Annotated in this window: 22 protein-coding genes and 1 riboswitch; of the genes, 15 read left to right on the forward strand and 7 right to left on the reverse strand. The window is 68.3% G+C overall.

Annotated features, from left to right (window positions below; all coding sequences use genetic code 11):
• Positions 1 to 34: 34 nt before the first annotated feature.
• The 7 genes from UA75_RS03585 to UA75_RS03615 all read left to right on the forward strand — a co-directional run bounded on the left by UA75_RS03585 (position 35) and on the right by UA75_RS03615 (position 3,639).
• Positions 35 to 247, forward strand: coding sequence for a hypothetical protein (locus UA75_RS03585; protein ID WP_075738860.1), 213 nt, complete (start codon positions 35 to 37; stop codon positions 245 to 247).
• The gene (locus tag UA75_RS03590; protein WP_075738862.1) at positions 244 to 870 is read left to right on the forward strand and encodes a hypothetical protein; all 627 of its coding nucleotides are present in this window, start codon (positions 244 to 246) and stop codon (positions 868 to 870) included. Before UA75_RS03585 ends, UA75_RS03590 begins: the two co-directional genes overlap by 4 nt.
• Positions 867 to 1,244, forward strand: coding sequence for a hypothetical protein (locus UA75_RS03595; protein WP_157433972.1), 378 nt, complete (start codon positions 867 to 869; stop codon positions 1,242 to 1,244). Before UA75_RS03590 ends, UA75_RS03595 begins: the two co-directional genes overlap by 4 nt.
• A 97-nt stretch (positions 1,245 to 1,341) precedes the next feature.
• Positions 1,342 to 1,989, forward strand: a complete 648-nt coding sequence (locus UA75_RS03600; protein WP_075738866.1) for a hypothetical protein — start codon at positions 1,342 to 1,344, stop codon at positions 1,987 to 1,989.
• A gap of 200 nt (positions 1,990 to 2,189) precedes the next feature.
• Positions 2,190 to 2,441 carry a hypothetical protein gene (locus UA75_RS03605; RefSeq protein ID WP_075738868.1) on the forward strand — a complete coding sequence of 84 codons (252 nt, stop codon included), beginning with the start codon at positions 2,190 to 2,192 and terminating at the stop codon, positions 2,439 to 2,441.
• On the forward strand, positions 2,441 to 3,115 hold the full coding sequence (locus UA75_RS03610; RefSeq protein ID WP_075738870.1) for a hypothetical protein: 675 nt from the start codon (positions 2,441 to 2,443) through the stop codon (positions 3,113 to 3,115). Before UA75_RS03605 ends, UA75_RS03610 begins: the two co-directional genes overlap by 1 nt.
• A complete protein-coding gene (locus UA75_RS03615) occupies positions 3,112 to 3,639 on the forward strand; it encodes a hypothetical protein (protein ID WP_075738872.1) in 528 nt (175 codons plus the stop codon). The genes UA75_RS03610 and UA75_RS03615 overlap by 4 nt, the downstream gene beginning before the upstream one ends.
• A 310-nt stretch (positions 3,640 to 3,949) precedes the next feature.
• Here the strand turns inward: UA75_RS03615 and UA75_RS32510 are convergent, their stop codons facing one another.
• Positions 3,950 to 4,339: a hypothetical protein gene (locus UA75_RS32510; RefSeq protein ID WP_157433973.1), complete on the reverse strand. Its 390-nt coding sequence runs from the start codon at positions 4,337 to 4,339 to the stop codon at positions 3,950 to 3,952.
• 128 nt (positions 4,340 to 4,467) lie between these two features.
• Between UA75_RS32510 and UA75_RS03620 the strand changes: the two genes are divergently transcribed.
• Entirely contained in the window at positions 4,468 to 5,010 is a 543-nt protein-coding gene (locus tag UA75_RS03620; RefSeq protein WP_075738874.1) for a hypothetical protein, read from the forward strand.
• Positions 5,011 to 5,020: 10 nt separating this feature from the next.
• Here UA75_RS03620 and UA75_RS03625 read toward each other — a convergent pair whose 3' ends face one another.
• From UA75_RS03625 to UA75_RS03635, 3 genes are all read right to left on the reverse strand, one after another.
• The gene (locus tag UA75_RS03625; protein ID WP_198042912.1) at positions 5,021 to 5,713 is read right to left on the reverse strand and encodes an SDR family NAD(P)-dependent oxidoreductase; all 693 of its coding nucleotides are present in this window, start codon (positions 5,711 to 5,713) and stop codon (positions 5,021 to 5,023) included.
• Between the two features lie 217 nt (positions 5,714 to 5,930).
• Entirely contained in the window at positions 5,931 to 6,866 is a 936-nt protein-coding gene (locus UA75_RS03630; RefSeq protein WP_075738876.1) for a sigma-70 family RNA polymerase sigma factor, read from the reverse strand.
• Positions 6,866 to 8,068, reverse strand: a complete 1,203-nt coding sequence (locus UA75_RS03635) for an NAD(P)/FAD-dependent oxidoreductase (protein ID WP_075738878.1) — start codon at positions 8,066 to 8,068, stop codon at positions 6,866 to 6,868. Before UA75_RS03635 ends, UA75_RS03630 begins: the two co-directional genes overlap by 1 nt.
• A 373-nt stretch (positions 8,069 to 8,441) precedes the next feature.
• Positions 8,442 to 8,533, forward strand: a riboswitch (SAM riboswitch).
• Positions 8,534 to 8,729: 196 nt separating this feature from the next.
• On the opposite strand from UA75_RS03635, the gene UA75_RS03640 reads away from it, so the two are divergent.
• The 3 genes from UA75_RS03640 to UA75_RS03650 all read left to right on the forward strand — a co-directional run bounded on the left by UA75_RS03640 (position 8,730) and on the right by UA75_RS03650 (position 11,462).
• Positions 8,730 to 9,749, forward strand: coding sequence for a methionine ABC transporter ATP-binding protein (locus UA75_RS03640; protein WP_075738880.1), 1,020 nt, complete (start codon positions 8,730 to 8,732; stop codon positions 9,747 to 9,749).
• The gene (locus tag UA75_RS03645; RefSeq protein WP_075738882.1) at positions 9,746 to 10,432 is read left to right on the forward strand and encodes a methionine ABC transporter permease; all 687 of its coding nucleotides are present in this window, start codon (positions 9,746 to 9,748) and stop codon (positions 10,430 to 10,432) included. Before UA75_RS03640 ends, UA75_RS03645 begins: the two co-directional genes overlap by 4 nt.
• A gap of 187 nt (positions 10,433 to 10,619) precedes the next feature.
• A complete protein-coding gene (locus UA75_RS03650) occupies positions 10,620 to 11,462 on the forward strand; it encodes a MetQ/NlpA family ABC transporter substrate-binding protein (RefSeq protein ID WP_075738884.1) in 843 nt (280 codons plus the stop codon).
• Positions 11,463 to 11,723: 261 nt separating this feature from the next.
• On the opposite strand, the gene UA75_RS03655 is transcribed toward UA75_RS03650, so the two are convergent.
• Positions 11,724 to 14,720, reverse strand: coding sequence for a S8 family peptidase (locus UA75_RS03655; RefSeq protein WP_198044218.1), 2,997 nt, complete (start codon positions 14,718 to 14,720; stop codon positions 11,724 to 11,726).
• A gap of 1,019 nt (positions 14,721 to 15,739) precedes the next feature.
• On the opposite strand from UA75_RS03655, the gene UA75_RS03665 reads away from it, so the two are divergent.
• Positions 15,740 to 16,705, forward strand: coding sequence for a 4-(cytidine 5'-diphospho)-2-C-methyl-D-erythritol kinase (locus tag UA75_RS03665; RefSeq protein ID WP_075738890.1), 966 nt, complete (start codon positions 15,740 to 15,742; stop codon positions 16,703 to 16,705).
• Positions 16,706 to 16,725: 20 nt separating this feature from the next.
• Here the strand turns inward: UA75_RS03665 and UA75_RS03670 are convergent, their stop codons facing one another.
• Positions 16,726 to 17,979, reverse strand: a complete 1,254-nt coding sequence (locus UA75_RS03670) for an MFS transporter (RefSeq protein WP_075738892.1) — start codon at positions 17,977 to 17,979, stop codon at positions 16,726 to 16,728.
• A gap of 529 nt (positions 17,980 to 18,508) precedes the next feature.
• Between UA75_RS03670 and UA75_RS03675 the strand changes: the two genes are divergently transcribed.
• Together UA75_RS03675 and UA75_RS03680 are read left to right on the forward strand one after the other, a co-directional pair.
• Positions 18,509 to 19,738, forward strand: a complete 1,230-nt coding sequence (locus UA75_RS03675) for an MFS transporter (protein ID WP_157433974.1) — start codon at positions 18,509 to 18,511, stop codon at positions 19,736 to 19,738.
• Positions 19,739 to 19,821: 83 nt separating this feature from the next.
• Complete coding sequence (locus UA75_RS03680) at positions 19,822 to 21,642, forward strand: ABC-F family ATP-binding cassette domain-containing protein (RefSeq protein WP_075738895.1); 1,821 nt, start codon at positions 19,822 to 19,824, stop codon at positions 21,640 to 21,642.
• Between the two features lie 345 nt (positions 21,643 to 21,987).
• Here UA75_RS03680 and UA75_RS03685 read toward each other — a convergent pair whose 3' ends face one another.
• Positions 21,988 to 22,602: a PadR family transcriptional regulator gene (locus tag UA75_RS03685; RefSeq protein ID WP_075738897.1), complete on the reverse strand. Its 615-nt coding sequence runs from the start codon at positions 22,600 to 22,602 to the stop codon at positions 21,988 to 21,990.
• A gap of 69 nt (positions 22,603 to 22,671) precedes the next feature.
• Here UA75_RS03685 and UA75_RS03690 point away from each other — a divergent pair, with 69 nt between their 5' ends.
• Positions 22,672 to 23,898, forward strand: coding sequence for an FAD-dependent oxidoreductase (locus UA75_RS03690; RefSeq protein ID WP_075738899.1), 1,227 nt, complete (start codon positions 22,672 to 22,674; stop codon positions 23,896 to 23,898).
• The last annotated feature ends 4 nt before the right edge of the window (positions 23,899 to 23,902 follow it).

The raw sequence follows: 23,902 nt of genomic DNA on the forward strand, positions 1-23,902 counted from the left end.
CGCTGGTTTCGTCCCTGGTCTCCGGCGGTGCGTCATGAGCGCGCTCGTTCTCGGCGGCTCCGCCTTCGTCGTCGTGGGATTCGCCCTGGCCCGCTGGGGCTATCGCGCGCCGAGGCAGGCCCGGCCCGCGCGGGTGCGTTCGGTGTCGGTGATGTCGATCCTGGCCCGCTGCGCCGTCGAGGCCTCGCAGCAGGCGGCTTATCGGCCCGTGCTCGGGGGCCGCGTGCATGCGGGGGTGGGGTCATGACCTTTCGTGATCCGGCGGACTGGTCGGTGTCGGTGCCCGCCCGGCTGTCCGGCGTCGAGCAGGGGGAGTCGGTGGTGGTGAGCTGCAATCGAGCGCGACAGCACGTGCTGGTCGAGGGCACGCGGAAGCCGTTGAAGCCCGCGTTGGCCGCGCTCACCGTCTCCGATGCCCGCTGGTTGCTCGCGGCCCTGCGACCGTCGGGCCGGTCGATGTCCCTGCCTGCGGTGGGCAACGGGCTGGCGCGGCGCAGGCTGGTGGCGATTCCGGGCGCCTGGTACGTCGAGTTGTCGATTCACGGGGAGACGCAGGTGCTCGGGCGGTGGCGCATTCATGCGGACCAGGTCCCGGAGGCCGGGTTCGCCTTGGCCGAGTCCATCGCGCTGATCCGCGCCGACGCGCCACTGACCCACGGGCGGCCGACGGACTCGATGGTGCAGGGCGGCTCGATCGCCGATCTCTCGTCCGCCAGCGACGGTCCCGTGGCCACGACACGGCAGCGGGGATCACTGCCGGTACTAACCGGACCGGTCGGTGTAGTTTCCGAAAAGCCTGTGATCGGCTCCCCAGCGGTCGATTCCGTCGGGTTCGAGGTCTCGGCCGCCGGGAACGGCGGCGGGCGATGACCGGGATGTTGACCGCGAACTCCTGGTTCGTCCGATCGGTGCGGATGGGGGACACGCATCTCGGGCGGATCGAGGTGCGCGCCAGTGCGGTGGTGGTGTGGCCCGCGTGTGGGCTGCGGAGGTTCGTGGCGCTCAACCGGTGGCCGATCGACGAGTGCTACTACGACGACCAGCCCTGCGCTGACTGTCTCGCCACCCTCGGCCCGACAGCCGGACCGATGCCGCCATCGGTCGCGTGGTCGGTGTCGGCCGATTTGCTGGGCGACGACGCACCGCCCGCGTCGGCCGCGACGGCCGTCCCGACCGTTACGGAATCCGCCTCACCGCGCGCTGTCGTGCCCGCGCCCCGGCGTGTGTTGGCGGTGGTCCGGTGATCACCACGCTGACGATCACCACGTTCGCCGTCGTCGGCACCGTCCGACAGCTCCGCGCCGCCCGTGTGCGGCCGTATCTGCGCGCGGCGGTGCCGCGATGAGCGAGCCGCCGGGAGGTCGCGACGGCGGCGGAATCGCAGGTTCGCCACACCGAGGCGGTTCCGATCCCGTGCCGGAATCAGGACCCGACGGCTCTCTCGGTGCCTGCGCGAGTATCGCCGCCATCGCGGCGGAGCCGATGCTCGTCGATCAGATCACCGCGCCCGATGCGGGGCTGTTTCTCCAACAGCACAAGGTGTTCGTCGACGAGGGCGAGGCGCTGCCCGTCGACGGCGATCGGGCGGTGGCGCTGTGCGGAACGTGGGTGCTGATCGGCCCGCCGCCTGCGGAGGTGGAGCCCGGCGTGCCGGGAACCCATGTCGAGGACTGCCCCGACTGTCGCGCGATCCAGCTCGGCGAGGCCGACATCCCGACAGCCGACAACCCCGTCCACTGGTTCATCCGCCGGGTCGGCACCCGGACCGTGCACGTCATCAGCGACGACGGCATCACCGCGACTCGCCTGATCGCCCGGTGCGGCACGGCCTTCCGACTGGGCGAACCACTCGCACGGCTGGCCGAAGGCGACGGCGTGCCCTGCACCGCGTGCCTGCTCGCCGCACCGCCGGGCAGAGAACAGCTCGACGAGCCTGCGCGCGGCGACACACCTCGCCCGACGGCCACCCCGGTACCGCCACCGGCATGAATCACGCGGTCGGAAGGTCAGGCCACGACCTTCGCTCGGTACAGAAGCCCTCGATGCGCAGAGCAGGTCGGCGTCGGCGGCCTCCGAACCCGGCCCGACCCCCGCCCGCCGCAGGCTGCCGACAGCGGAAAGCGGCTCGTCTGGCTCCCGCGGAACCGATATCGTGACGCTTCGAGATCGATTGACCACGGAGGAGAGTCATGTCTGTGCCCGCACTGCGCGGCGAGCTGCACGCCATCGTGGCGGGGTTAGAGGCCTTTCCCACCGGGACACTCGGCCAGGCGGGCCTCCGGGCGGCGGGCGTGCTGCGTCGAGTGCTCGCCACCAGCGAGGCGGTCTCGGCGGAGGCGGCCGTCCGGCGGATCGAGCTGGCGGGCCTGGGTGTCGAGGAGTGTGCGGCGCGCGTTCGGGGCGGGATGGGCGCATTGCGGACCTATGCGGCGGCTTTGTGATGTCGGAGATCGAGGAGGCGGCGGCTGCGTTGGCTGCGGTGCAGGCCGATCTTCCGGTGGCAGCGGCACTGGCCGAGGCGGATCGGATCGACGAGATCCTCCGGCAGGTCGGCGTCCTGGCGGGTGAGTCGCGCAACCCGCTGCTCACCGTGGCACGCGACGAGCTGATCCACGCCCGCGACATCCTGCGCCGCACCGCCGGCCATTGGGGCGCGGCCGGCAGCCACCTGGACGAATACGTTCTCGACGTCCTCGGCATCGCCCCGGCGGTGGGGGCGATGCCCGATCGTGCCCCGGCCGTCGACGTCGCCACGATCGACCGGTCCACCCCGCCCGGCTGGCCCGACGAGCCACGCGGGATCAGCACCCAGAAGCAGGCCAGGCACGTGCTGGGGACACGGGAGTACGCACAGCGGAAGGATGGGCCACACGGGGAGTCGGCCTTCTTCGACGTCGAGTCCGCTGATCGACTCGGCCGGGAGGCATGGGAGAAGGGTCTTCCGGCGGGCAAACAGAGGCGCCACGTGCGGGACTATGACTTCGGCTATCCCATCGGAGTGGACGGACAGGGCTGCTATCAGACCCGCGTGCGCGCGCACCTGGATCGGAAAGGTCGGCTTCATGCACACCCCAGTGGGCCAGTCATCACCCGAGTACGTAAGGACCTTTCATGACTGAGACAGGCCTCACCGACTTCATCACCGGGGCATACGGCGGAGATCTCTCGAATCCCGACTTCTCCTTCGTTCGTAACCAGATGGAGACCCGCCCCTATGACCCTGCCATCGAACAGGTTCGTGCACTGGGTTCAGTGCAGGTCGCTGAATCGACTGATCCGAACTACGAGGTATGTTTCGGCTACGAGATCGTTGACGGGGGACGTATCTGGGTGCTGGAACTCTCCATGCTCGGCCCATTTGCGGTGTTCGCGCGGGCAGGCGGCGGCCAGTGGCATCGGTTGATCTACCCTCACGATGACGACCTCGAACCAGTTGAACATGCGATTTTCGCCATCCTCGCTGCGTGGCACATCGAATTCCCAGACAGAGTGGAGCTTGAAAAACCGTTGGACATGGCGCTGGCCTTCACCGACCCGGAGAACGTGCGCGTTTACCATGCGCTCTTCTCCGACGAAGACTTCGTGCCATGGGAATTCTCGCCGCTGTACCCGGAACTTTCCGCGAGGCCGCCGGATTGAACAGAGTTCAGCCGTGTTGGCGTCGGCTGATCAGGTGCCGCGCTGCCGGGATCAGCAGTGAGTCCGACATTTCGTGTGGTGGAGCAGTGTGAGTGATGGGGGCTGCCCACGCGGTGGCAGCACGCTGGCTCGTCCGTCAGGCCTGGGACAAAGGCGGATCGGTCAAAGGAAGAGATAATGTTCGGGAGTATGACTTCGGTTACCCGATCGGTGTTGACGGGCGCGGTAGATATCAGATGCAGGTGCGCGCACATCTCGATAACAAGGGGCGCCTTCACGGTCATCCTTGCGGACCTGGAATCACTCGTATTCACAGGGAGGCGCTATGAAACTCGAGGAAGTCATCAGCTTGATCACCACGTCGTATGGGGGCGATCTGAGCAGTCCGCACTTCTACTTCGTGGACCCGGCCATGGACCGGCGGCCTTACGATCCCGAGATCGGCTTGATCGGTGCCATCGACGGCGTGGAGATTCGGGAGTACTCCGATGCGAATACCTACTCGTCCTTTGCCTGCCTCATCAGTCATGGTGGCCAGGAATGGGCGTTGGAACTGTCGATGCTCGGCCCGATCGGTGCGTTCGCCCGGCTCGGCAAGCACTACTGGCACCGCCTTCTGCTGCCTGACGACCAAGACCTTCAACTGCTCGAACGCCGAATCTTCGGCATCCTCGCCGAGCAGAAGATCACCGTTGGACATGAATCTGGACTACGCCGATCCCGAGAACGTGCGTGTCTACCACGCACTCTTCTCGGACGAAGACTCCCTCCCGTGGCAGGCCTCTCCGTTGTATCCAGAGCTTCCACAGCGAGGGACTTATTGATCGAATGGGCGTATCGAGAGATGTTGGAGGGTGCTGCGGAGCTGGCGAGACGGACATCTTTATCCTCATTGCTAATTCCTACGGCGGCAACCTTGCTGATCCCGACTACTCCTTCATCACCAGTCAGATGGAACTGCGTCCCTATGACTCGCTGATTCAGCAGCTCGGCGCGCTCGACTCCGTCCAGCTGTCTGAGCACACCGATACCATCAACTACGTGGCCTTCGCCTACAAGGTCGATCATCCGCAACAGGAATGGGTCTTGGAGCTGTCAATGCTGGGACGGTTGGCCGTCCTGGCGCGTACCGGGGAGCATCAGTGGCAGCGCTTGATGTATCCCGGTGACCAGGACCTTCATGCAGTGGAGCAGCAGATGTTCGCCCTCTTTGCCGAACACCAGATCGAATTTCCCAGTAGGGCGACGTTGGAGCTGCCCATCGACATGACCTTGGACTACACCGACCCCGAGAACGCTCGCGTCTATCACGCCCTCTTCTCCGACGAGGACTTCCTCCCACAGCAGTTCCCGCCCCGCTGTCAACGGTGATGCGTGCAGGTCATGAGAGCTGTCCCGCGAGGAGTTCTTCGGAGCGTTCCCACAGGCCACGCGCGAGGACGGCATCGCCCGCCTGCGCGTTGCGCGGCGTGACGGCCCTGCGCCGGTAGTAGTAGGCCCCCGACTGCCAGTCCGTTCCGGGGACGCCTTCGGCAAGCCACACGATCTGATCCGCGCGTTGCTCGGGCGTGGGCAGCAGGGCGCGTCCGATCAGCGGCTTGGTGCTGAGCGATCGGACGAAGCGCATGACCGGGCTGGTGGTGTCGGCGGCGAAGTTCGTCTTGACGATGCCCGGATAGAACGAGGCCGCCGAGATGCCGTCGGCGTGGTAGCGATGCAGTTCCGTGGTGAACAGGATGTTCGCCGGTTTCGCCGCGCCGTAGGCGTGCACCGGGTCGTGATCGCGGTCGTGATCGAGATCGTCCAGGTGGATCTTCTTGACGAACCGCACCATGCTGGAGGTCTGTAACACCGACGCGCGTTCGGAGATCAGCGTGTCCAGCAGCCGCCGCGTGAGCAGGAACGGCGCGAGATGGTCGACCTGGAACGTCTTCTCGAAGCCGTCCACGGTCTTCTTCCGTGTGCCGACCACTCCGCCCGCGTTGTTGGCCAGCACGTCGATCTTCGGGTATGCGGTACGAAGTTGACCCGCGAGGTGCTCGAGGTCGATGAAGTCTGCGACGTAGCTGTCCACCTCGATGCGCCGGCGACGGCGCGGGTCTTCTCGGCCGAGCGCCCCACGACCACGACGGTGTGTCCGTGAGCGTCCGCCCCGAGACCGTGCAGATCATCGCCCGCTCAACGGGCGGCTGCCCCGCGATGCTGCGTTGTCGGGCGGTCGCGCGGTCCGGTCACCATTTCGGGCCCGGACCGTCTCCCACCCTCTCGTGAAGCCTGCGAGCCGAGGACCGTCACCACTTCTCGATAAGGGGGTCGTCGTGTTCGCGCCGATCCCATTGTTCAATGAAGCGGCCGAGGCGGGCCGGGCCCCCCACACTGCGAACGGCCGAGATCTTGTCGTCACGAATCTCCAGGACCACCACCGCCAGAACCCGGTCCCCGAGCGTGGCGATCATTGCGGGAGAGCCGTTGACCACGGCGGCGTGGATCGCTGGAGAGCCGCCTACCAACTTCCGCTTCGCCGCAGTCGGCTTGAAACCGGCTCGCACGATCGCAGCAATACGCTCGGGATCTGCGTACCGCACCAGCTTCATGGTCCAGTTGGCGCCGTCGGCGATCGCGGTCGCATCCTCGGTCAGCAACGCCACCAATTGTTCGGTACGGCCCGAGGAAGCGGCGTTGACGAACGCCTCGACGATACGGCGCGCGGCTGCGCTGTCGACTTCACTGATGTTGCGCTCGGCGGTCACATGACGCCGGGCCCGGTGGGCGTGTTGCTGGCTCGCGGACTCGGTGATGTCGAGGATCGCGGCGATCTCGGCGTGGGGGAAAGAGAAGGCCTCGCGCAGAACATAGACGGCTCGCTCGATCGGCGGGAGGCGTTCCAGGAGCAGCAGGACCGCCATTGTCACCGATTCTCGCTGCTCGACGGTGTCCGCCGGGCCGAGCATCGGATCACCATCGAGGAGCGGTTCCGGCAGCCAGTCGCCGACCGCCCGTTCATGGCGCATCTTCGCCGAACGGAGTCGGTCGATGGACAGGTTGGTGACCACCTTCGTCAGCCACGCCTCGGGTACCTCGATGTGTGCCCGATCTGCGGTCTGCCAGCGCAGGAACGCGTCCTGCACGGTGTCCTCGGCATCGGCGGCCGAGCCGAGCAGCCGGTACGCGAGTGAGGCCAACCGATCCCGGTTGGCCTCGAAACACTCCACGGTGGCAGCGTCCATCAGCGCGACTCTAGGTGCCGAACGCGCTCACTGGAGCGATCGGACACGATGCTCAGATGACGTTTCCGGGTCGGCAGCCCGTAGGTCGGGCGGCGCACGCTCCACAGGACACCTCGGAGCACGCCGGACTTGAAGGTCCCGGTCGGACGGCCGCGCAGGGACCAGGTCCTCGACTGTGCCTCGCCGTCGACGATCTGAAGGATCGCGTCCTTCTGTCCCAGGCTGAGGCAGTTTCCGAGGTAGGTCAACGGAACCTTCGAGATCACGCGACCGGTCAGGTCTCCGATTATCGCGGCCGTCGCCTGCCTGGCGGTGAGTCCCGCCGAAGCGCAGGACATCGGCAACGGCCGACCGTTCTCGCCGATGGCATAGACGCTGTCACCTACGGCGTAGACCTCTGGGTGTGAGACCGACCGCATCATGCGGTCGACGGCGATCCGACCGTCGGCTGCGACGTCGAGACCGCTGGCGGCGGCGATGGGGTGGACGGCGAAACCGGCTGCCCACACGATCGCGTCGGCAGCGAAGGTGGTGCCGTCCTCGGCGACGGCCCTCGTCGCCTCGACGTGGTCGATGGTGGTGTGCTCGTGAACTGTGATGTTGAACCGGTCGAAGACCCGCAGCAGGTGACGGCGAGCCTTCGGGCTCAGCCAGGCCCCCAGTTCCCCGCTGGTGGTGAGGGTGACCCGGAGTCCGGGTCGTGACTCGGCGATCTCGGTGGCCGCCTCGATCGCGGTCAGGTTGCCGCCCACGACCAGCACCGTCCCCTGCCCATCCAGCTCATCCAGTCGCTGACGCAGCCGCAGCGTCGGCTGTCGCTCGGCGATGTGGAAGGCGTGCTCGGTGACGCCAGAGACGCCGTGGTCGGCCGCGGTGCTGCCGAGCGCGTAGAGGAGGGTGTCGTATTCGAGCGTGCTGGTGCCCTCATCGTCGGTCACGGTGACCACCCGGCGCTCGACGTCGACGGCGGCGACGCGCGCCACTCGGAGCCGGATGCCCGTGTTCGCGAACATCGTCGCCAGTTCGTAGCGGCGTAGGTCCTGGCCTGCGGCGAGCTGGTGCAGGCGCATCCGCTCGACGAAGTCGGATTCGGCGTTGACGGCGGTGATCTCGACGTCGTCGGGATGGAGATGGCGGGCCAGGCATCCGGCGGCGAAGACTCCGGCGTATCCGGCCCCGAGGACGATGATGCGATGCCGCATTTCTCTGCTCCTGTCTCGTGCGTTCGCACCTTGAACGAGGTGGCATGCAGGTTCCTGACAGGGCTTCACTGTGACGTGAGTCACTGCAAGTGATCGTGTGGTCGGTGCTGATGCGGTTCGATCAGCGGTCGACGCGGCCTCGGTGCCGGTTGGCCTGTCCGGCGTGACTGGGGCCGCACGCCGAGTGCAATCGATGCTCGCCGCGATCTGTCGCCGGGCCTGCGGTGTTCTTCGCCACGCAGGCGCGGCCCGCCATCGTGCCTGGACATCGCGCCGCAGCGCTGCGGTCGTTGGGCGAAACGGGTGTCGATGCGCAGGTGTGGCCGGAATCTACTTGCGCGGGAACTGGCTCGTCGGTTTTACTCAAGAGGACCGACCATCCTGAGCGGCTGAGAGACCTGGCTCGAAGACGCCGCAGCAACCACCCACCCGTTGGGCAGGTGCTAACGCCAGGACCGATGGAGTCGTAGTGTTAGTTCAGTTCATGCTCACGCGCCGACGTGTGGTCGACCAGTGTCGTCGAACCGCTTCCGGCTGTCGGGTCCACCTCGATTCATCGCGAGTCTGACCCCCGGTAGTCATCGCCCCCTTTTCTCACCGCCTCCTCGTCGGGGCGGTCTCAGCGTGCCGCCTGTGAGCGGCCTGGCGTCGTGGAGCAGAGATGATCACTGTCGAGAAGCTGACCAAGACCTTCCCCGGTAAGAAGGGCGTCGTGCACGCCCTGGACGGGGTGACGCTGTCCGTTCCGGAGAGCACCGTCTGCGGCGTCGTCGGCCCCAGCGGCGCGGGAAAGTCCACGCTGGCTCGCTGCATCGCGCTGCTGGAGCAGCCCGACAGCGGCTCGATCACCGTGGAGGGCACCGACCTGGTGTCGCTGCGGGGCCGTGACCTGCGGGCCGCCCGCCGTCGCATCGGCGTGGTGCCGCAGGGCGACTCGCTGCTGCGGCAGCGCACTGCCGCTGGCAACGTGGCTCTTCCGCTCGAGAGCGCGGGTGTGAGCCCCGCCGCTCGGCGGTCCAGGGTCGTCGAGCTGTTGGATCTGGTCGGCCTGACCGACAAGGCGGGCAGCTATCCGGACCAGCTCTCCGGCGGCCAGCGCCAGCGGGTGGCGGTGGCCAGGGCGCTGGCGGCCCGGCCGTCCGTGCTGCTCGCCGACGAGCCGACCTCCGCGCTGGACCCGGAGACCACGGGATCGGTGCTGACGGTGCTCGATCGCGTGCGTGCCGAACTCGGCGTGACCGTGCTCGTGGTCACCCATGACATGGCCGTCGTCCGCCGGATCTGCGACGACGTCGCGGTGCTGGACGACGGGCAGATCGTGGAGCACGGCAAGGTGCTCGACCTGCTGACCGTTCCCGGCAGCCGGATCACCTCCTCGCTGCTTCCCGAGATCGACCAGGCGTCGAGCCTGCGGGGGCCTGCTGCCAGGGCCGACGTCGTCGCCGAGGTGGTGCTCGTCGGGTTCGCCGCCGTCGGGGCGCTGCTGCCGGAGGCGGCCAACCGGTTCGGCGTGGACCTGTCGATCCTCGGCGGCGGACTCACGCGGCTCGGCGACACCCCGGTGGCGCGGTTCCGCATCGGTCTGACCGGCGACCGGTCCGAGGCCGCGCTGGCCTGGCTCGCCGACCACGAGGCGACGGTCCGTCGCACCCCACAAGAGATTCCAGGAGTAGCCGCGTGAGAGAACCGACCCCGTGGGATCGGGTCTTCGACCTGGTGTCAGCCGCCACCGGAGACACGATCTACATGGTCGGCATCGCCACCGTCCTCGCCGCCCTCGGCGGCATCCCGCTCGGGGTGCTGCTGCACATCACCTCGCCGACGGGCCTGAGCCCCCGGCCGGTGCTGCATCGGGTGCTGGGCGTGGTGGTGGACATCGGCCGTTCGCTGCCCTTCGTGGTGCTGCTGGTCCTGCTGGGGTCGGTGACTCGCGCGCTGGTCGGGACGACGATCGGACCGACGGCGGTGATCGTCCCGCTCACGGTGGGTGCCATCCCGTTCGTCGGCAGGCTCGTTCAGGCGGCGTTGCGCGAGGTCAACGCCTCGGTCGTGGAGGCCGCGATCACCACGGGGGCCAGTCGGACCCGCATGGTCCGCAGCGTCCTGCTGCGGGAGGCGGGCCCGGCGCTGGTGGCCGCGATCGGCGTCACTGCGGTGACGTTGATCGGCTACTCGGCGATGGCGGGCGTCATCGGCGGCGGCGGACTCGGCGACGTGGCGATCCGCTTCGGCTACCAGCGCAACGACACGCGGATGCTGTGGGCATCGGTCGTGGCGCTCGGCGCGCTCGCCTGGTTCACCCAGCTGCTCTTCGACCGGCTCGCCCGCGCGATCGACCGACGGCGGTCCGCGCTGAAGATCTGACGCCCCGACGGTGCAGCCGCCCTGCTGGGGCTGCCCGCCGTTCTCGATCGCCCGTCCGGCGTCGAAGCTGGTCAGCGGACTGCTGAGTCTGTCCATTGTGGACTCAGTACTGACGCGCGACTGATGTCGCGCGATGAAGACGACACACGTTGCAATCCGAGAAGTTCCTCAGAACGGAGACATCGCCATGCGCATCAGACGTCGGGTCAGAGACGTGACCGTCCTGCTGGCGGCCTCGGCCGCGGTCCTGGCGGGCTGCGGGAGCGAGAACGCATCGACCACCGACGAGGGGGCCGCCTCGACCGACGGCCCGTTGCGGGTCGGCGTGAGCCCCGTCCCGCACGGCGAGATCCTGGAGTTCATCGACCAGGAGTTGGCCGCCGACGCGGGGCTGGAGCTGGAGGTCGTCCCCTTCAACGACTACGTGCAGCCGAACACGGCGCTACAGGACGGGTCGCTGGAGGCCAACTACTTCCAGACCGTGCCCTACCTGGACAACTTCCAGATCGAGCACGGCGGCGAGTACGAGTGGATCGAGGCCGTGCACCTCGAACCGCTGGGCCTGTACTCGGACAGCGTCGAGTCGGTCGACGACCTGCCGGACGGCGCCACGATCGGCGTGTCCAACGACCCGGCCAACCTCAACCGCGGCCTTCAGCTCCTCGCCGACAACGGCCTGATCTCGCTCCGCGAGGGCACCGAGGGGCAGGCCACCGAGGCCGACGTCGAGGACAACCCGAGGAACTTCGAGTTCGCCCCGCTGGAGGCCGCGCAGCTCGCGGTGAGCCTCCAGGACACCGACGCCTCCGTGATCAACGGTAACTACGCCATCGACTCGGGCCTGAGCCCGGCTGACGACTCGATCCTGCTGGAGGAGGCGGAGGGCAACCCCAACGCCAACGGCGTCGTGACCACGCCCGAGCTGGCCGACGATCCCAGGATCGCGACGCTCGTCGAGCTGCTGACCTCCGACGAGGTCCGGCAGTTCATCGAGGAGAACTACGACGGCGGCGTGCTGCCGTCGTTCTGAGCACACTGAGTCCATCAGTGCCCGGTCGACCTCTCTGCAACACGATAAGAAGCCGTTCGATCGGCCGCCGTCCGTCATCGCCTGCATTGTCGAAGAGAAGCACCGCAGGCGTCGGGCAGCCTGCCCGTCGAGTAGAGCGGCGGCCGGGAAGACGTCTGTCCCGTAGACGATGACACGGCCTGCACCCGACCGGAATGGTCGGGTGCAGGCCGTGTCGTCACGGCGCCGTGCTCATGCGGGCGCCGGTGCGAGACCGGGTGGTCAGCCGGTGGTGATCCCGTAGGACCGCAGCATCGTCTGCTCCACGGTGTTGCCCGCCGCGTCGGCCGCGCTCGCCCGCAGCGAGACGAAGCCGTCCTCGGCCGGGTGGGTGAGCAGCGCCGTCGCGCCGTCCTCGGTCGAGGTCACCTCGACGGCCGTCCAGGTGGCGCCGTCGTCGTAGGAGACCTCCAGGGTCAGCTCGGTCGGCTGGTCGTCCGCGAGGCCGTTCACGTGCAGGCCCAGCGGATACTCGACGCCCGCGGGTGCCTGTCCGAGCTCGTCGACCTCGCCGCTGAAGCCGACGCCCAGCAGTGGCAGGCCTTCGGGCAGCTCGCCGTCGACGGTGTCGGAGGCGAAGGTCCACGACGCGTCGATCTCGGTGCCGTACACCGACCAGGGCAGGTCGCGAGTCGCGGTGACGTCCGCGGTGAACACCCCGTCGCCCGAGGGCACCGCGAACAGCCCGCCGAGTGTCTCCTGCGTCTCGATGACCTCGCCGTCCTTCGACAGCGTGGTGGAGGCGACGATAGCGGAGGTGCCGAAGGATTCCCCGTAGTAACTGACGGGATCACCGCTGGGGGCGATGACTCCAGGGTTGAGGAGGATCTCGTCGCCGAGCCGCTGCCCAGCGGGGTTCGCCTCGGTGCCCACGCCGACGCCCAGCGGTGCGCTGTTCCACGTCACCGTGCTGTCCCCCGGCTCGTGCGTCTTCTCCGTGGAGTAGTCCTCGCTCGCCTCGACATTGATGAACGTGAGGGACTCGAGCCAACGGATGTCGCCGGTGCTGAAGAGTTCAAGCCGATGGGTGGGCACCTCGATCGGAGAACCGAATCCGACACTGAGGTCGTCCTCCGGCAGGATTCCTGCCGATCCCCGGTGGCCTTCCGCCGCGACGCCCTGCGCGTGGTAGTCGTTCTGCACGATCGACAGATCGGCATCGTTCGCCTCGAGGATCGGTGACTCCGGAATTCCCGCATCGTGCAGGATGAGGTTGTAGCCATATGGCTCGGCCGTGCCCTCCGGTGCGACGAGCCTCGGGCGGTAGGCGAACCGCAGGCCGCTGTCGCCGGGGTCGCCGCTCGGCACCGCGAACTGGTCGACCTGCACGTCTCCGACCATCGAGCCGATGCCGGTTCGTCCGACGAACAGTTCAGTGACGGATCGCTCGGTGACGGTCTCCCGCTCGGTCTCCACGACCACCGGGACAGCCTGGGTGCCGTCGAGGCTGATGGACGTGTCCGAGGTGAGATCGATACCCAGTTCGGCCACGGCGGTCATCGAGCCGCCGATGACCTCGCCGTCCTCCTCGGCGTACTCGCCCAAGTGGGCGATCACGTCGTAGAGGCCTGCGGGGAGGCGGGCGGTGATGTTGCCCTCGGCGCCGGGATCGATCATGGTGCTGTCGCCGGTCTCGCGGTTGACAGCGGCGATGGCGGGGAACTCGGCCGGGGTGCCGGACTGGGTCGTGGCCTCGATGGACAGGTCGTAGCTTTCAGGCTCGAGGAAGGCGCCCGCCGCCGTTGAGACCGTGGTGTCGCCGTCGGTGCTGGTGGCCAGGACCGAGCCGCTGAGGAAGCCGAGCTGTGCATTGGCCGAGGGGTCTACGGTCAGCTCGACGGTGGTCTCGCCGCCTGCGGGCACGGTGATCTGCTCGGCGCTCAGGCTGAACAGCCCGTCCGGCGCGGGTGTGCCGTCGGCTCCCGCCGCGTCGAACGTCAGGTCGAAGACGGCGTCTTCGGTTCCGGTGTTGGTGTAGGTGAGTTCCCGAGTCGCCGGCTCCTGGTCATGCGGGTACGGGAACGCCCCCAGGCTGAGTGAGGAGGGCGAGGCGAGGACCTCGGCCGACACCGCAGCGGCGAGGTCGAGCCTGCCGGAGCCTTGTCCGGTGACGCCGATGCCGTCCAACGGAACGGAGGAGCCCGTCAGGGCGGCCTTCAACTCGTCGGCCTGCCACTCGGGGTGTTGGGCGGCGAGCACGGCGGCAGCACCCGCGACGTGCGGAGACGCCATCGAGGTGCCGCTCAACGACGTGTAAGGATCGTTATCGGTCGTGCCGCCCGCACGGGCGGAGATGATGTCCGAGCCGGGCGCGGCGATATCGGGCTTGATCGCCTTGTCACCGAACCTCGGGCCCCGACTGGAGAAATCGCTGAGCTCGTCGGTCTTGGTGACACTGGCAACGGCCAGCGCGGCATCAGCCGCAGCCGGCGAGCTCACCGACTCCTCGGCGCCGAAGTTGCCCGCCGCGATCACATACAGCGTGCCACTCTGCTCGGTGAGGGTGTTCACCGCGACCGACAACGGGTCAGTGCCGTCGCTGGGTCCGCTGCCGAGGCTGAGGTTGGCGGCGGCGACGCCCTGTTCGGCCGCCCACTCCATGCCCGCGATGACGGCGTCGTCCGTGCAGTAGCCGTAGTCGTCACAGACTTTGCCCACGATGAGGCTCGCGTCCGGGGCGACACCCCGGTGCGCACCGTCAGAAGCCGCACCGGTGCCCGCGACCGTGGCGGCGACATGCGTGCCGTGGCCGTTGCCGTCGTGAGGTCCGTCAGGGTTGCCGGTGAAGTCCTCCGCCTCGACCACCACACCTTGAAGGTCCGGATGCTCGGCGTCATAACCACTGTCGAGCACCGCCACCGTCGCACCCGCACCGGAGTAACCGGCCTCCCACGCCTCCGGAGCACCGATCTGCGCGTTGCTCTCCTCGTCGAAGACCTCAGCCCGACCGTTCAACCACACCCGGTCAACCCCGCCCGCGAACGTGGTCTGCTCCGCACCGAGCACCTCCCAGACCTCCGCAGCGGAACCCGACTCGGTCTCCACCACCACGCCGCCCACACTCGGCAACTCCCGCACGACCTCCGCACCCACCGCAGACAACGGATCGGCAAGCGGACGATCGACACCCGACTCGTACGACACGATCAACGGAAGCGGACCCGCATCACCGAAACCCTGCTCGAGAAGACCGGTGACATCGAAGAGTCGTTCGTCCAACCGACCCGACTGAACCAGACCGAACGCATCAGCCGGAATGACCGAAAGAGCATCACCCTCAGAAATTCGATGGAAAGGAACGTTCGATCGACCGGCACCTGGCAGCACCGTGACCGACGGCCGACCATCCGACATCTTCGCAACCCGAAGTCGATCGCCGGTAATCAAAGTCAGGATCTCGGACTCCGCATTCGCGATCGGGCTCGCGCCCGTGCCCCTCTCACCTGTGGTCTCCTCGGCCCCCGCCTGCACCGCGCCCGCAGCAAGACTGGAACTCAAGGCCAGCCCTAACACCACTGCGGGTACTTTTCTGTGCCTCATCGCCACCGTCCTTTCAATCGGCCGTTCGACCGTCTTTCCTTTCGGGGAGAAGCATTCCGACGGTCATTCGACCGGTAATCAGAGATTAACGAACCGATCACGAACATAGCGGTCATTGCCCGCAGTGCAACTTACCGGTGATTCAGATCACTTTTCAGATAAACTTCCCGGAAATGGCCGATAAGTTCTCGATCGCGGCGTTGTCGAGGCAGTTGCCGTTGCGGGACACTCGTGATCGCGGTCTCGCGCTCGGTTCGCGGATCACCGACGTCGCAGCCGGGTCTGCTCCTGGTAGAACGTCGACCGGGCAGGCCTGGCGACCAGCAGCAGCACGTCGGAGTTGAGGGAGACCACGACACGGACCTTCACCGTCGTTCCTACGGCCCAAGACCCGCAATACCTTCGACGTGTGCGTCGGCAGGCGTGGCCTGGACGGTGCTCGCGGGCGCGGGCGTCGTCGGGTGATCGGCGGAACCGATGCGCGCGAGAACGGGCCTGCCGCGCGGGCGCCGAGACGCGCGGCCCTCGATCGGGCACTCCACGGTCTGGTTGACTCGGCCGCTTCCGAGGGCGTCGCAGGCCGCGCGCGGGACGCTGACACCACCAAGAAGGTGCCACTGGGTGGCCGATCGATGACTATCGGTGATCATCGGCGGTTGATCGAACACATCCTCCGGAACCGCCCGTAGGCTGCAGGGGTGCTCGCAGTCGTGCCACCCCCGATAACGGTTCGCGCCCCGGCCAAGGTCAATCTGCACCTCGGCGTCGGCGACCTGCGTGACGACGGCTATCACGACCTGGTCACCGTGTTCCAGGCCCTGTCGTTGACCGACGAGGTCACCGTTGCCGTCGCCGAGGAGCCCGGCGTGGAGGTACACGGGGAGGGCGCCGACGCGGTACCCACCGGCCCCTCCAATCTGGTGTGGCGGGCGGTCCAGGCCCTCGCGCAGCACGTGGGGCGCGACCCGGACGAGCCGAGGGTTCGCGTGGTGATCAACAAGGGCATTCCAGTCGCGGGCGGCATGGCGGGCGGCAGTGCCGACGCGGCGGCCACCCTGGTCGGGCTTGCCTCACTCTGGCGGCTGGACATCGGCCGGGACGAACTCGCCGACGTGGCGGCGACCATCGGCAGCGACGTCCCGTTCTGCCTGCACGGCGGCAACGCCCTCGGCACCGGGCGTGGCGAACGACTGGTTCCGGTGCTGTCCCGACACTCCTTCCACTGGGTGCTGGCGCTGGCCAGGCGCGGCCTGTCGACACCGACGGTCTTCGAGGAGATGGACCGGCTGCGCAGCGAGGGGCGCCCGCCTCGGATCGGCAGCGTCGAACCCGTTCTGGAGGCGCTGGCCTCCGGCGACCCTCGACAGCTCGCCCTGCTGCTCGGCAACGACCTGCAGGCCGCCGCCGTCTCACTCCGGCCGACGCTGCGTCGCACGCTGCGGGCGGGCGTGAACGCGGGCGCGCTGGCAGGCGTCGTCTCCGGTTCCGGCCCGACCTGTGCCTTCCTCTGCGAGAGCGCGGCCTCGGCGGTGCAGGTCGCCGCCGAGCTGTCCGGGGTGGGCGTGTGCCGGACGGTCCGCGTGGCGCAGGGCCCCGTTCCCGGCGCGAAGGTCGTCCAGCGTGAGGAGCAGTCTCGGCCCACTCCACCGCCGGTGCACGCATGAGCGGTCGACACCGTGCGCCGTCACCAGCGCAGCCCCGCAGGCACCTCGTGCTCGTCCACTCGGAGCGAGACGCACAACGGCAGGACGAACAGCAGCACGGCGCTGAGGAGGAACGGCGCCTGGACGCCGAGGCCGCCCGCCACCGCGCCCCCGACCAGCGCCCCGGCTCCGGTGGCGACGAGGCCGCCCAGCCGGTCGACGCTCGTGATCCGGCCGAGCAGGGCGTTGGGCCCGACGCTCTGCCGCACCGACGTCGCCACGATCGTCCAGACCATGAACATGGCGTTCCCGGCGGACACCACCACGAAGGCCAGCGCGAGCGAGGCCGTCACAGCCTGTAGCACGTACATGGCGCCGATGAGCAGGGGCGCGGCGCGGATGATCAGTCGTCGACTGACCCGGCCGTCGAGCCGCACGGCCAGGAAGCTGCCGAGGAACGCGCCGACCGCCTCGCCGACGAGCAGCAGCCCGTAGCCGACGGCGTCGAGCCCGAGCCAGCGCGTGGCGAACAGCACGAAGACGCTGGTGATCATTCCGACGCAGAAGCTGATGATGGCGCCGATGACAGTCACCGAGCGCAGCACGCGATGTCGGAAGACGTGGTGAACGCCGATGCGCAGGTCGGTCGTCACGCTGTTCTGGCCGAGTGCGTCGCCGCCGTGTGCCGCAGGCGCCGCCGCGACCCTGATCCAGATCAGTAGGACGGCCGAGACGACGAAGGTGCCCGCGTTGACGAAGAACGGCAGTGCGTGATCCACCGCGAACAGCACACCGCCCAGTGCGGGGCCGACGAAGGCGATGCCCAGCGTCCAGGACGACACCAGCAGGCTGTTGGCCCGATTCAAGGCCGATCTGGGCACCACCTGCGGCAGCACGGCCTGCGCGGCGCTGTCGAACACCGTCTGCGTCGAGCCCAGCACGACGGCCACCACGTACATCGGCCATAAGGCGGCGAGGTCATCGGCCACCAGGAGTGCGAACCCCAGGATCGCCGCCGCCCGCACGAGATCGCTGAAGATCATCAGGGCCCGGCGTCGCATCCGATCCGCCGCGACTCCGGAGAACAGGATGACCAGTGCCGCAGGCAGCACGGTGGCGACCTTGAGCGCGGCGACGGCCTTCTCGTCGGAGGTCAGCTGGACGGCGAGCAGCTGGATGGCGGGCAGATAGAGACCGGTGCCGAGCGCGGAGATCCCGGTGGCCGCGAGCAGCGCGAGGAAGCTTCGATTCCGCGTGAGCGGAGGCTCTGCTCGGGCGGCACCGCTGCTGGTCACTGACTCGGCTTTCGTGAAGACAGGGGCGGCGTCCCCGCTGCGAACGACATCGTCTCCCGTGTCGCGAGACAGGGCGCGGCCGAGACGAATCAGGGCGATGTCGAGGATCGGCGCGGTGGCCGATCGGCGTCGGTGCGTCCGATCAAGGGCGGTGCCTGATCAAGGGCCGTGTCAGGCGACGTCCGGGTCAGAACAACGGCTCCGAACAGGGGCCGTATCCGAACAACGGCGTGTCCGATCAGGCCCGATCAGGGGGAAGTCGTGGTGACGGTGCTCAAGTCATGCCTCAACTCCGGTGCTCACGGCCACGGGATGTCAGTCTCCCGAAAGCAGGCGCCACAAGCTGATCACACTACGGAGCAGGCATCGACGCACGCAAGGGTCGAGACGGTCTAGCGCGGTGGGCTCTCTGGCCCAGCTGACGTCGCTGACCTGCGATGTTCGTTACCTGGCCGGACGTGCGCGGCCGCGCAGGCCGCAGACCCTCGTGCTTGACCTCCAGTCGAGTGGAGCTTGCATCCTCTCGTCCGTGACGGACATCGGAGCAGGCGGAGCCGGGCGCATCCGTATCTGGGACTCGAAACCTTTCCGCAGACTCTGGATCACCGGCCTGTTCAGCTCGCTGACCCAGTGGACGATGCAGATCGCCCTGACGGTCGGGGTGCTGGCGTCCCATTCGGGCTCGACGCTCGCCTGGATGCTGCTGGCGGGCACCGTGCCGGGCCTGCTGATCGGACCGTTCGCGGGTGCGGTCGTCGACCACCGTGATCCCCGCCGGGTGGCCTGCGTCGGGCTCGCCGTCCAAGCCGTGATGACGCTGGGCATGGGGTTCTTACTCGACCACTCGCTCGTCGCCGTCGCCTGCTGCCACGCGACGGCCTCCATCGCGCATCGGTTCCCGCCGATCGCCCTGCAGCGGCTGCGCTACGCGGCGTTGGACGAGACGCGGTGGCCGCTGGCCAACGCCGCCGTGTCCCGCATCATGGCCCTGACCCTCATCCTCGGCGCGCTGCTCGGCAGCACCGGGGTCACCGTGCTCGGCGTCCTCCCGACCTTCGCCGCCGCCTGCGGGATGGCCGCCCTCGCCGCCGCGCTGGTGTGGACGGTGCCGGGGGACGCCGACCACGGGAGGCCCTCGGCGCGCGGCGGAATGCGGTTCGGCGGCGGACTCGCCGCCCTGCGGCGGTATCCGTCGGCAGGTGCCGTCATCGTCCTGTGCACGGCGTGGGGACTGATCGGCGGCGGGCTCACCGTGCTCCTGGGAATCCTGGGCACCGAGCTGACCGACGACGGGCGGGGCGTGGGAGTCCTCCTCGCCGTCTACGGCACGGGACTGCTGCTCGGCACACTGGTCGTCGGGCGTCTCGCCCCGCGCGTCCTGTCTCGCGCCAACGTGGGCGCCTATGCGGTCCAAGGGCTTGTCTGGGCGGCGGTGGCGCCCCTGAGCGCGCTGCTGCTGCCCGTGTCGGCGGCGCTCTTCGTCATGGGGATAGCGGGCGGATTCATCATCGGCCTGGAGATCACGCTGTTGCTGCGGGACGTGCCTCGCGAGCTGCACGGCCGGGTGCTCGGCATCTACCTCGTCGCCGACGGGGCGTCCGGACAGCTTTCCCTCGCCCTGATCGGCGCCGCCCTCGGCATCGCCTCGGCCCAGCAGATCATCGTGGTCGGCGGCCTGCTGTCGGTCGGCGTCACGGTGATCGCGGCGCTGCTCTTCCGGACCGCCCCGCCTCGACCCGCAGCCGAGGCGGCTGTGTGAGAGCACGGTGCCCGGCGCGGATAATGCCGGTGGACGGCCGACACGGTCGTGAAGAGCGACGAGACGGAGTGTGGTCCCGACCGATGGTCAACCTGGTGAACCTGTCCGAGGTGTCGAAGTCCTATGGCGTGCGCGCGCTGCTCGACAGCGTGTCGCTGGGCATCGGTCGCGGTGAGCGGGTCGGCGTCGTGGGACTCAACGGCGGCGGCAAGACGACGCTGTTGGAGGTGATGGCGGGCATCGAGCCGCCGGACTCCGGTCGGGTCGCCCACAGCTCTGACCTGCGGATGGCCGTGGTGACCCAGCGCACCGAGCTGCCGGAGGGCTCGACGGTTCGGCAGGCGATCCTCGACCCGCTCGGCTACGCGGCCGAGCACGAATGGGCCTCGGACGCGCGGGTGCGCGGCATCCTCGACGGGCTGGGCATCACCGCCAGAGGCCTGGACACGCCGGTCGGCACCTTCTCCGGCGGCGAGCGTCGTCGGGTGGCGCTGGCCGCCGCCCTCGTGCAGGAACTCGACCTCATCGTGCTGGACGAGCCGACGAACCATCTGGACATCGAGGGCGTCCGCTGGCTGGCGGACCACCTGATCGCCAGACGCTGCGCGCTGATCGTCGTCACGCACGATCGCTGGTTCCTCGACACGGTCTGCACCAGGACCTGGGAGGTCGTCGGCGGCGGCGTCGAGCAGTACGAGGGCGGCTACGCCGACTGGATCTTCGCCAGGGCGGAACGGGCCAGGCAGGCCGACGCCGCCGAGGACCGACGTCGCAACCTGGCCCGCAAGGAACTCGCCTGGCTGCGCCGTGGTGCGCCTGCGCGCACCTCCAAGCCCCGCTACCGCATCGACGCCGCCGAGACGCTGATCTCCGACGTGCCGCCGCCGCGCGACACCGTCGAGTTGCTGACCTTCGCCAAGCGGCGCCTCGGCCGCACGGTGCTGGAGCTGGAGAACGTCGACCTCCAGGCGGGCGACCTCACGATCGCCGAGGACGTCACCTGGCGCATCGGACCCGGCGACCGGGTCGGGCTCGTCGGCGTCAACGGCTCCGGAAAGACCACACTGCTCCGGATGCTCGCGGGGGATCGGGAGCCCGCCTCGGGCCGTCGCATTCAAGGCCAGACGGTGCGGCTGGCGCATCTTACTCAGGAACTTCACGACCTGCCCGCGAAGCTGCGGGTGCTGGAGGCCGTCGAGGAGGTCGCCACCCGCGTCACCCTGGGCAAGCAGGATCTCTCCGCCGCGCAGCTCGCCGAGCGGCTCGGCTTCCCCAAGGGCAGGCAGTGGACGCCGGTGGGCGACCTCTCCGGCGGCGAGCGACGCAGGCTCCAGCTGGTGCGCCTGCTGATGGCCGAGCCGAACGTCCTACTGCTCGACGAGCCGACGAACGACCTCGACATCGACACCCTGCAACAACTGGAGGACCTGCTCGACTCCTGGCCGGGCACGATGGTGGTCGTCTCGCACGACCGGTATCTGATCGAGCGGGTCTGCGACAAGGTGGTGGCGCTCTTCGGCGATGGAGTGGTGACCGACCTGCCGGGCGGAATCGACGAGTACCTGCGTCGGCGGGAACGGATGCTCGCCCAGCCGAAGGCGGCGGCCTCGGCGCCTGCGGGTTCTACGTCGGGCGGAGCCGCCCCGACCGAGTCCGAAGGAGCCGCCCCAGGCGCGGCCTTGTCGGCTGCGGACACCAGGGCGGCGCGCAAGCAGCTCGCGAAGCTGGAGCGCCGGATCGCGACCCTGGACAAGAAGGAGGCCACCCTCAACCAGGCCCTCGCCGACGCGGGCAGCGACACCGGGCGCCTGATGGACCTCGATGCGGAACTCCGCGAGGTCAAGGCGGAGAAGTCGCAGATCGAGGAGGAATGGCTGCTGGCCGCAGACGCGCTGGAGGGGTGAGAGGCGGCTGACGACGGGGGGCGCGGCTCTCCCGGGCGCCCGGCGAATCCCGACAGCCTGTGAGAAGACCGGACCTGCCTTGGCCGGACCGGTGGCACGGTGACTCACCGAGCAGACGCGACGCGTGAGCTAACGTGTCGTTTTGGTCACCGAGGTCGGTGTGTGGATTCGGTAGGGGTACGAACGGCTCAGCCCGAGGTGCTGCGGTCCACGACGGTGGCAGATCTGGCGATCATCGAGCTTACGAGGTCTTCGCCGGCACAAGATCGTGTTCTCGCCGGTCGAAATCTGCTGATGATCCACCTGCACGACCGCGCTGGCATCACCCACATCGACAGCGCCCGGTCATCCCTGACTCAACCGGTGATTGACCTCGGCCAGCCACTGGCGGTCCCAGGTGAGGCGGCCGGCGCGCAGGTCGTCCAGTACCTCCTCGACCCATCGCAGCTCGGCCTCGGTGAGGGTACGCAGGTATTCGTGCTCGAGAAAGAGCAGCCTCGGCAGGCCCAACCGTTCCGCTGCGGCGGCTTCGTCGTCGGCCCGGTTCAGCTTCTCCTGGAGCGTACGCACCCGTTCGGCCAGCAGTTCGATCGCGAGTTCCGGTGTGAGGCTGGGCAACGCTGCGATCGCGACCGGGAACTCCGGGAACTCCCGGGCGGGTGCGCTCAGCATGGTGCGCAGCCACGCATCGAGAGTGGTGCGGCCGGACTCGGTGAGTCGGTAGACGGTGCGTTCGGGACGGCCTGGTTCCTGCTCGACCCGATGCACCTCGATCAACTCCTCGCGCAGCAACCCGTCCAATGTCTGATAGATGCTGTTGCGCTGAGCGATGTTGACGATCCGATCCTTCTGCCGATCGGCGATCAGACGTTGCATGCGGTAGGCGTGCATCGGCTCCTCATCGAGCAGCTGCAACACCTGCACTGACAGCGGTGATCGGCGTCGAGCCCGCGAGGTCATCGGCACTCCTGCTTTCCTGCTGCGCGTCGGAGGGTTGGCCGCCCTCGCCATTCTATGTATAGTCATATTATGACTATCGATCGTGCGACCACGGCATTGATCATCGGCGGAGGGGTGGCGGGACCGGTCGCTGCGGCTGCCCTGGCTCGGGTCGGGGCGGAGCCGATCGTCCATGAAGCCCATGCGGGTCCGGCGGATCAGCTCGGTGCCTTTCTCACTGTGGCACCCAACGGTCTGGCCGCCCTGCGGGCCGTCGGGATGGTGGAACGGGTTCGTGCTGCCGCCAGCTTCGCCACCACTCGTACCGAGTTCGTCAACGGCAACGGACGCCGCCTCGGTCTGCTCGGGGATGAATCTCAGTTGGCTCCGGAACTGCGTAGCGTGACGATCACCCGTGCGGCCCTGCAGCGCGTGGTCACTGACGCAGCGATCGAGCAGGGGGTGAGCTTCGAGTACACCAAACGGCTGCGAAGCTATACCGACGACGGCGACCAGGTCACCGCCACATTCACCGACGACACCAGCGCCGCAGGCGATCTGCTGCTCGGTGCCGATGGCATCCACTCCGCAGTGCGCCAGACGCTCAGTCCCGATGCGCCGCAGCCCACCTACACCGGCCTCCTGGGGATCGGCGGATTCGTCCCCGCGGTGGACATCCCTGCGACGCCGCATGAGACGGTCCGCATGGTCTTCGGTGCCCGGGCGTTCTTCGGCTATCAGTGCGAGCCCGACGGACGCACCTTCTGGTTCGCGAACCTCGGGAACAGTGAGCGCAGCGTCGAGGAGATCGCAGCGCAGGGCGATGAGACGTGGCGGGCGCACGCATTCGAGCTGTTCGATGGCGATCTAGTTGAGCTCACTCGGATCATGGAGGCAGCCGATCTCGGTCAGTTCCGGCCGAAGGGAACCTACGACCTCCTTTCCCTGCCCCGCTGGCACCGGGGCCGAGCTGGGCTCCTCGGAGACGCAGCACACGCTGTCTCCCCCTCCAGCGGGCAAGGCGCATCTCTGGCCTTCGAGGATGCCCTCGAACTAGCTCGCCAGGTGCGCGTCCACGGCGGAGCACCCGCGGCGCTGGCGGCCTACGAACGGGCCCGCCGCGATCGGGTTGAGCGGATCGCAGCCGTGGGCCGTAGGCGCGGGGCGCAGAAGGCGGGCTCCGCGCACCCGATCGCCCTGGCGATACGTGATACGTCGATGCGCATGGCCTTTGCGATGATCCGTCGGTTCGGATCTCAGCGGTGGATAACCGATTACCGCACCGATCTCGCCGACGCCCATCAGGAGATCTCATGAACGC

This window comes from Actinoalloteichus sp. GBA129-24, from assembly GCF_001941645.1.
Taxonomy (GTDB): Bacteria; Actinomycetota; Actinomycetes; order Mycobacteriales; family Pseudonocardiaceae; genus Actinoalloteichus_A; species Actinoalloteichus_A fjordicus.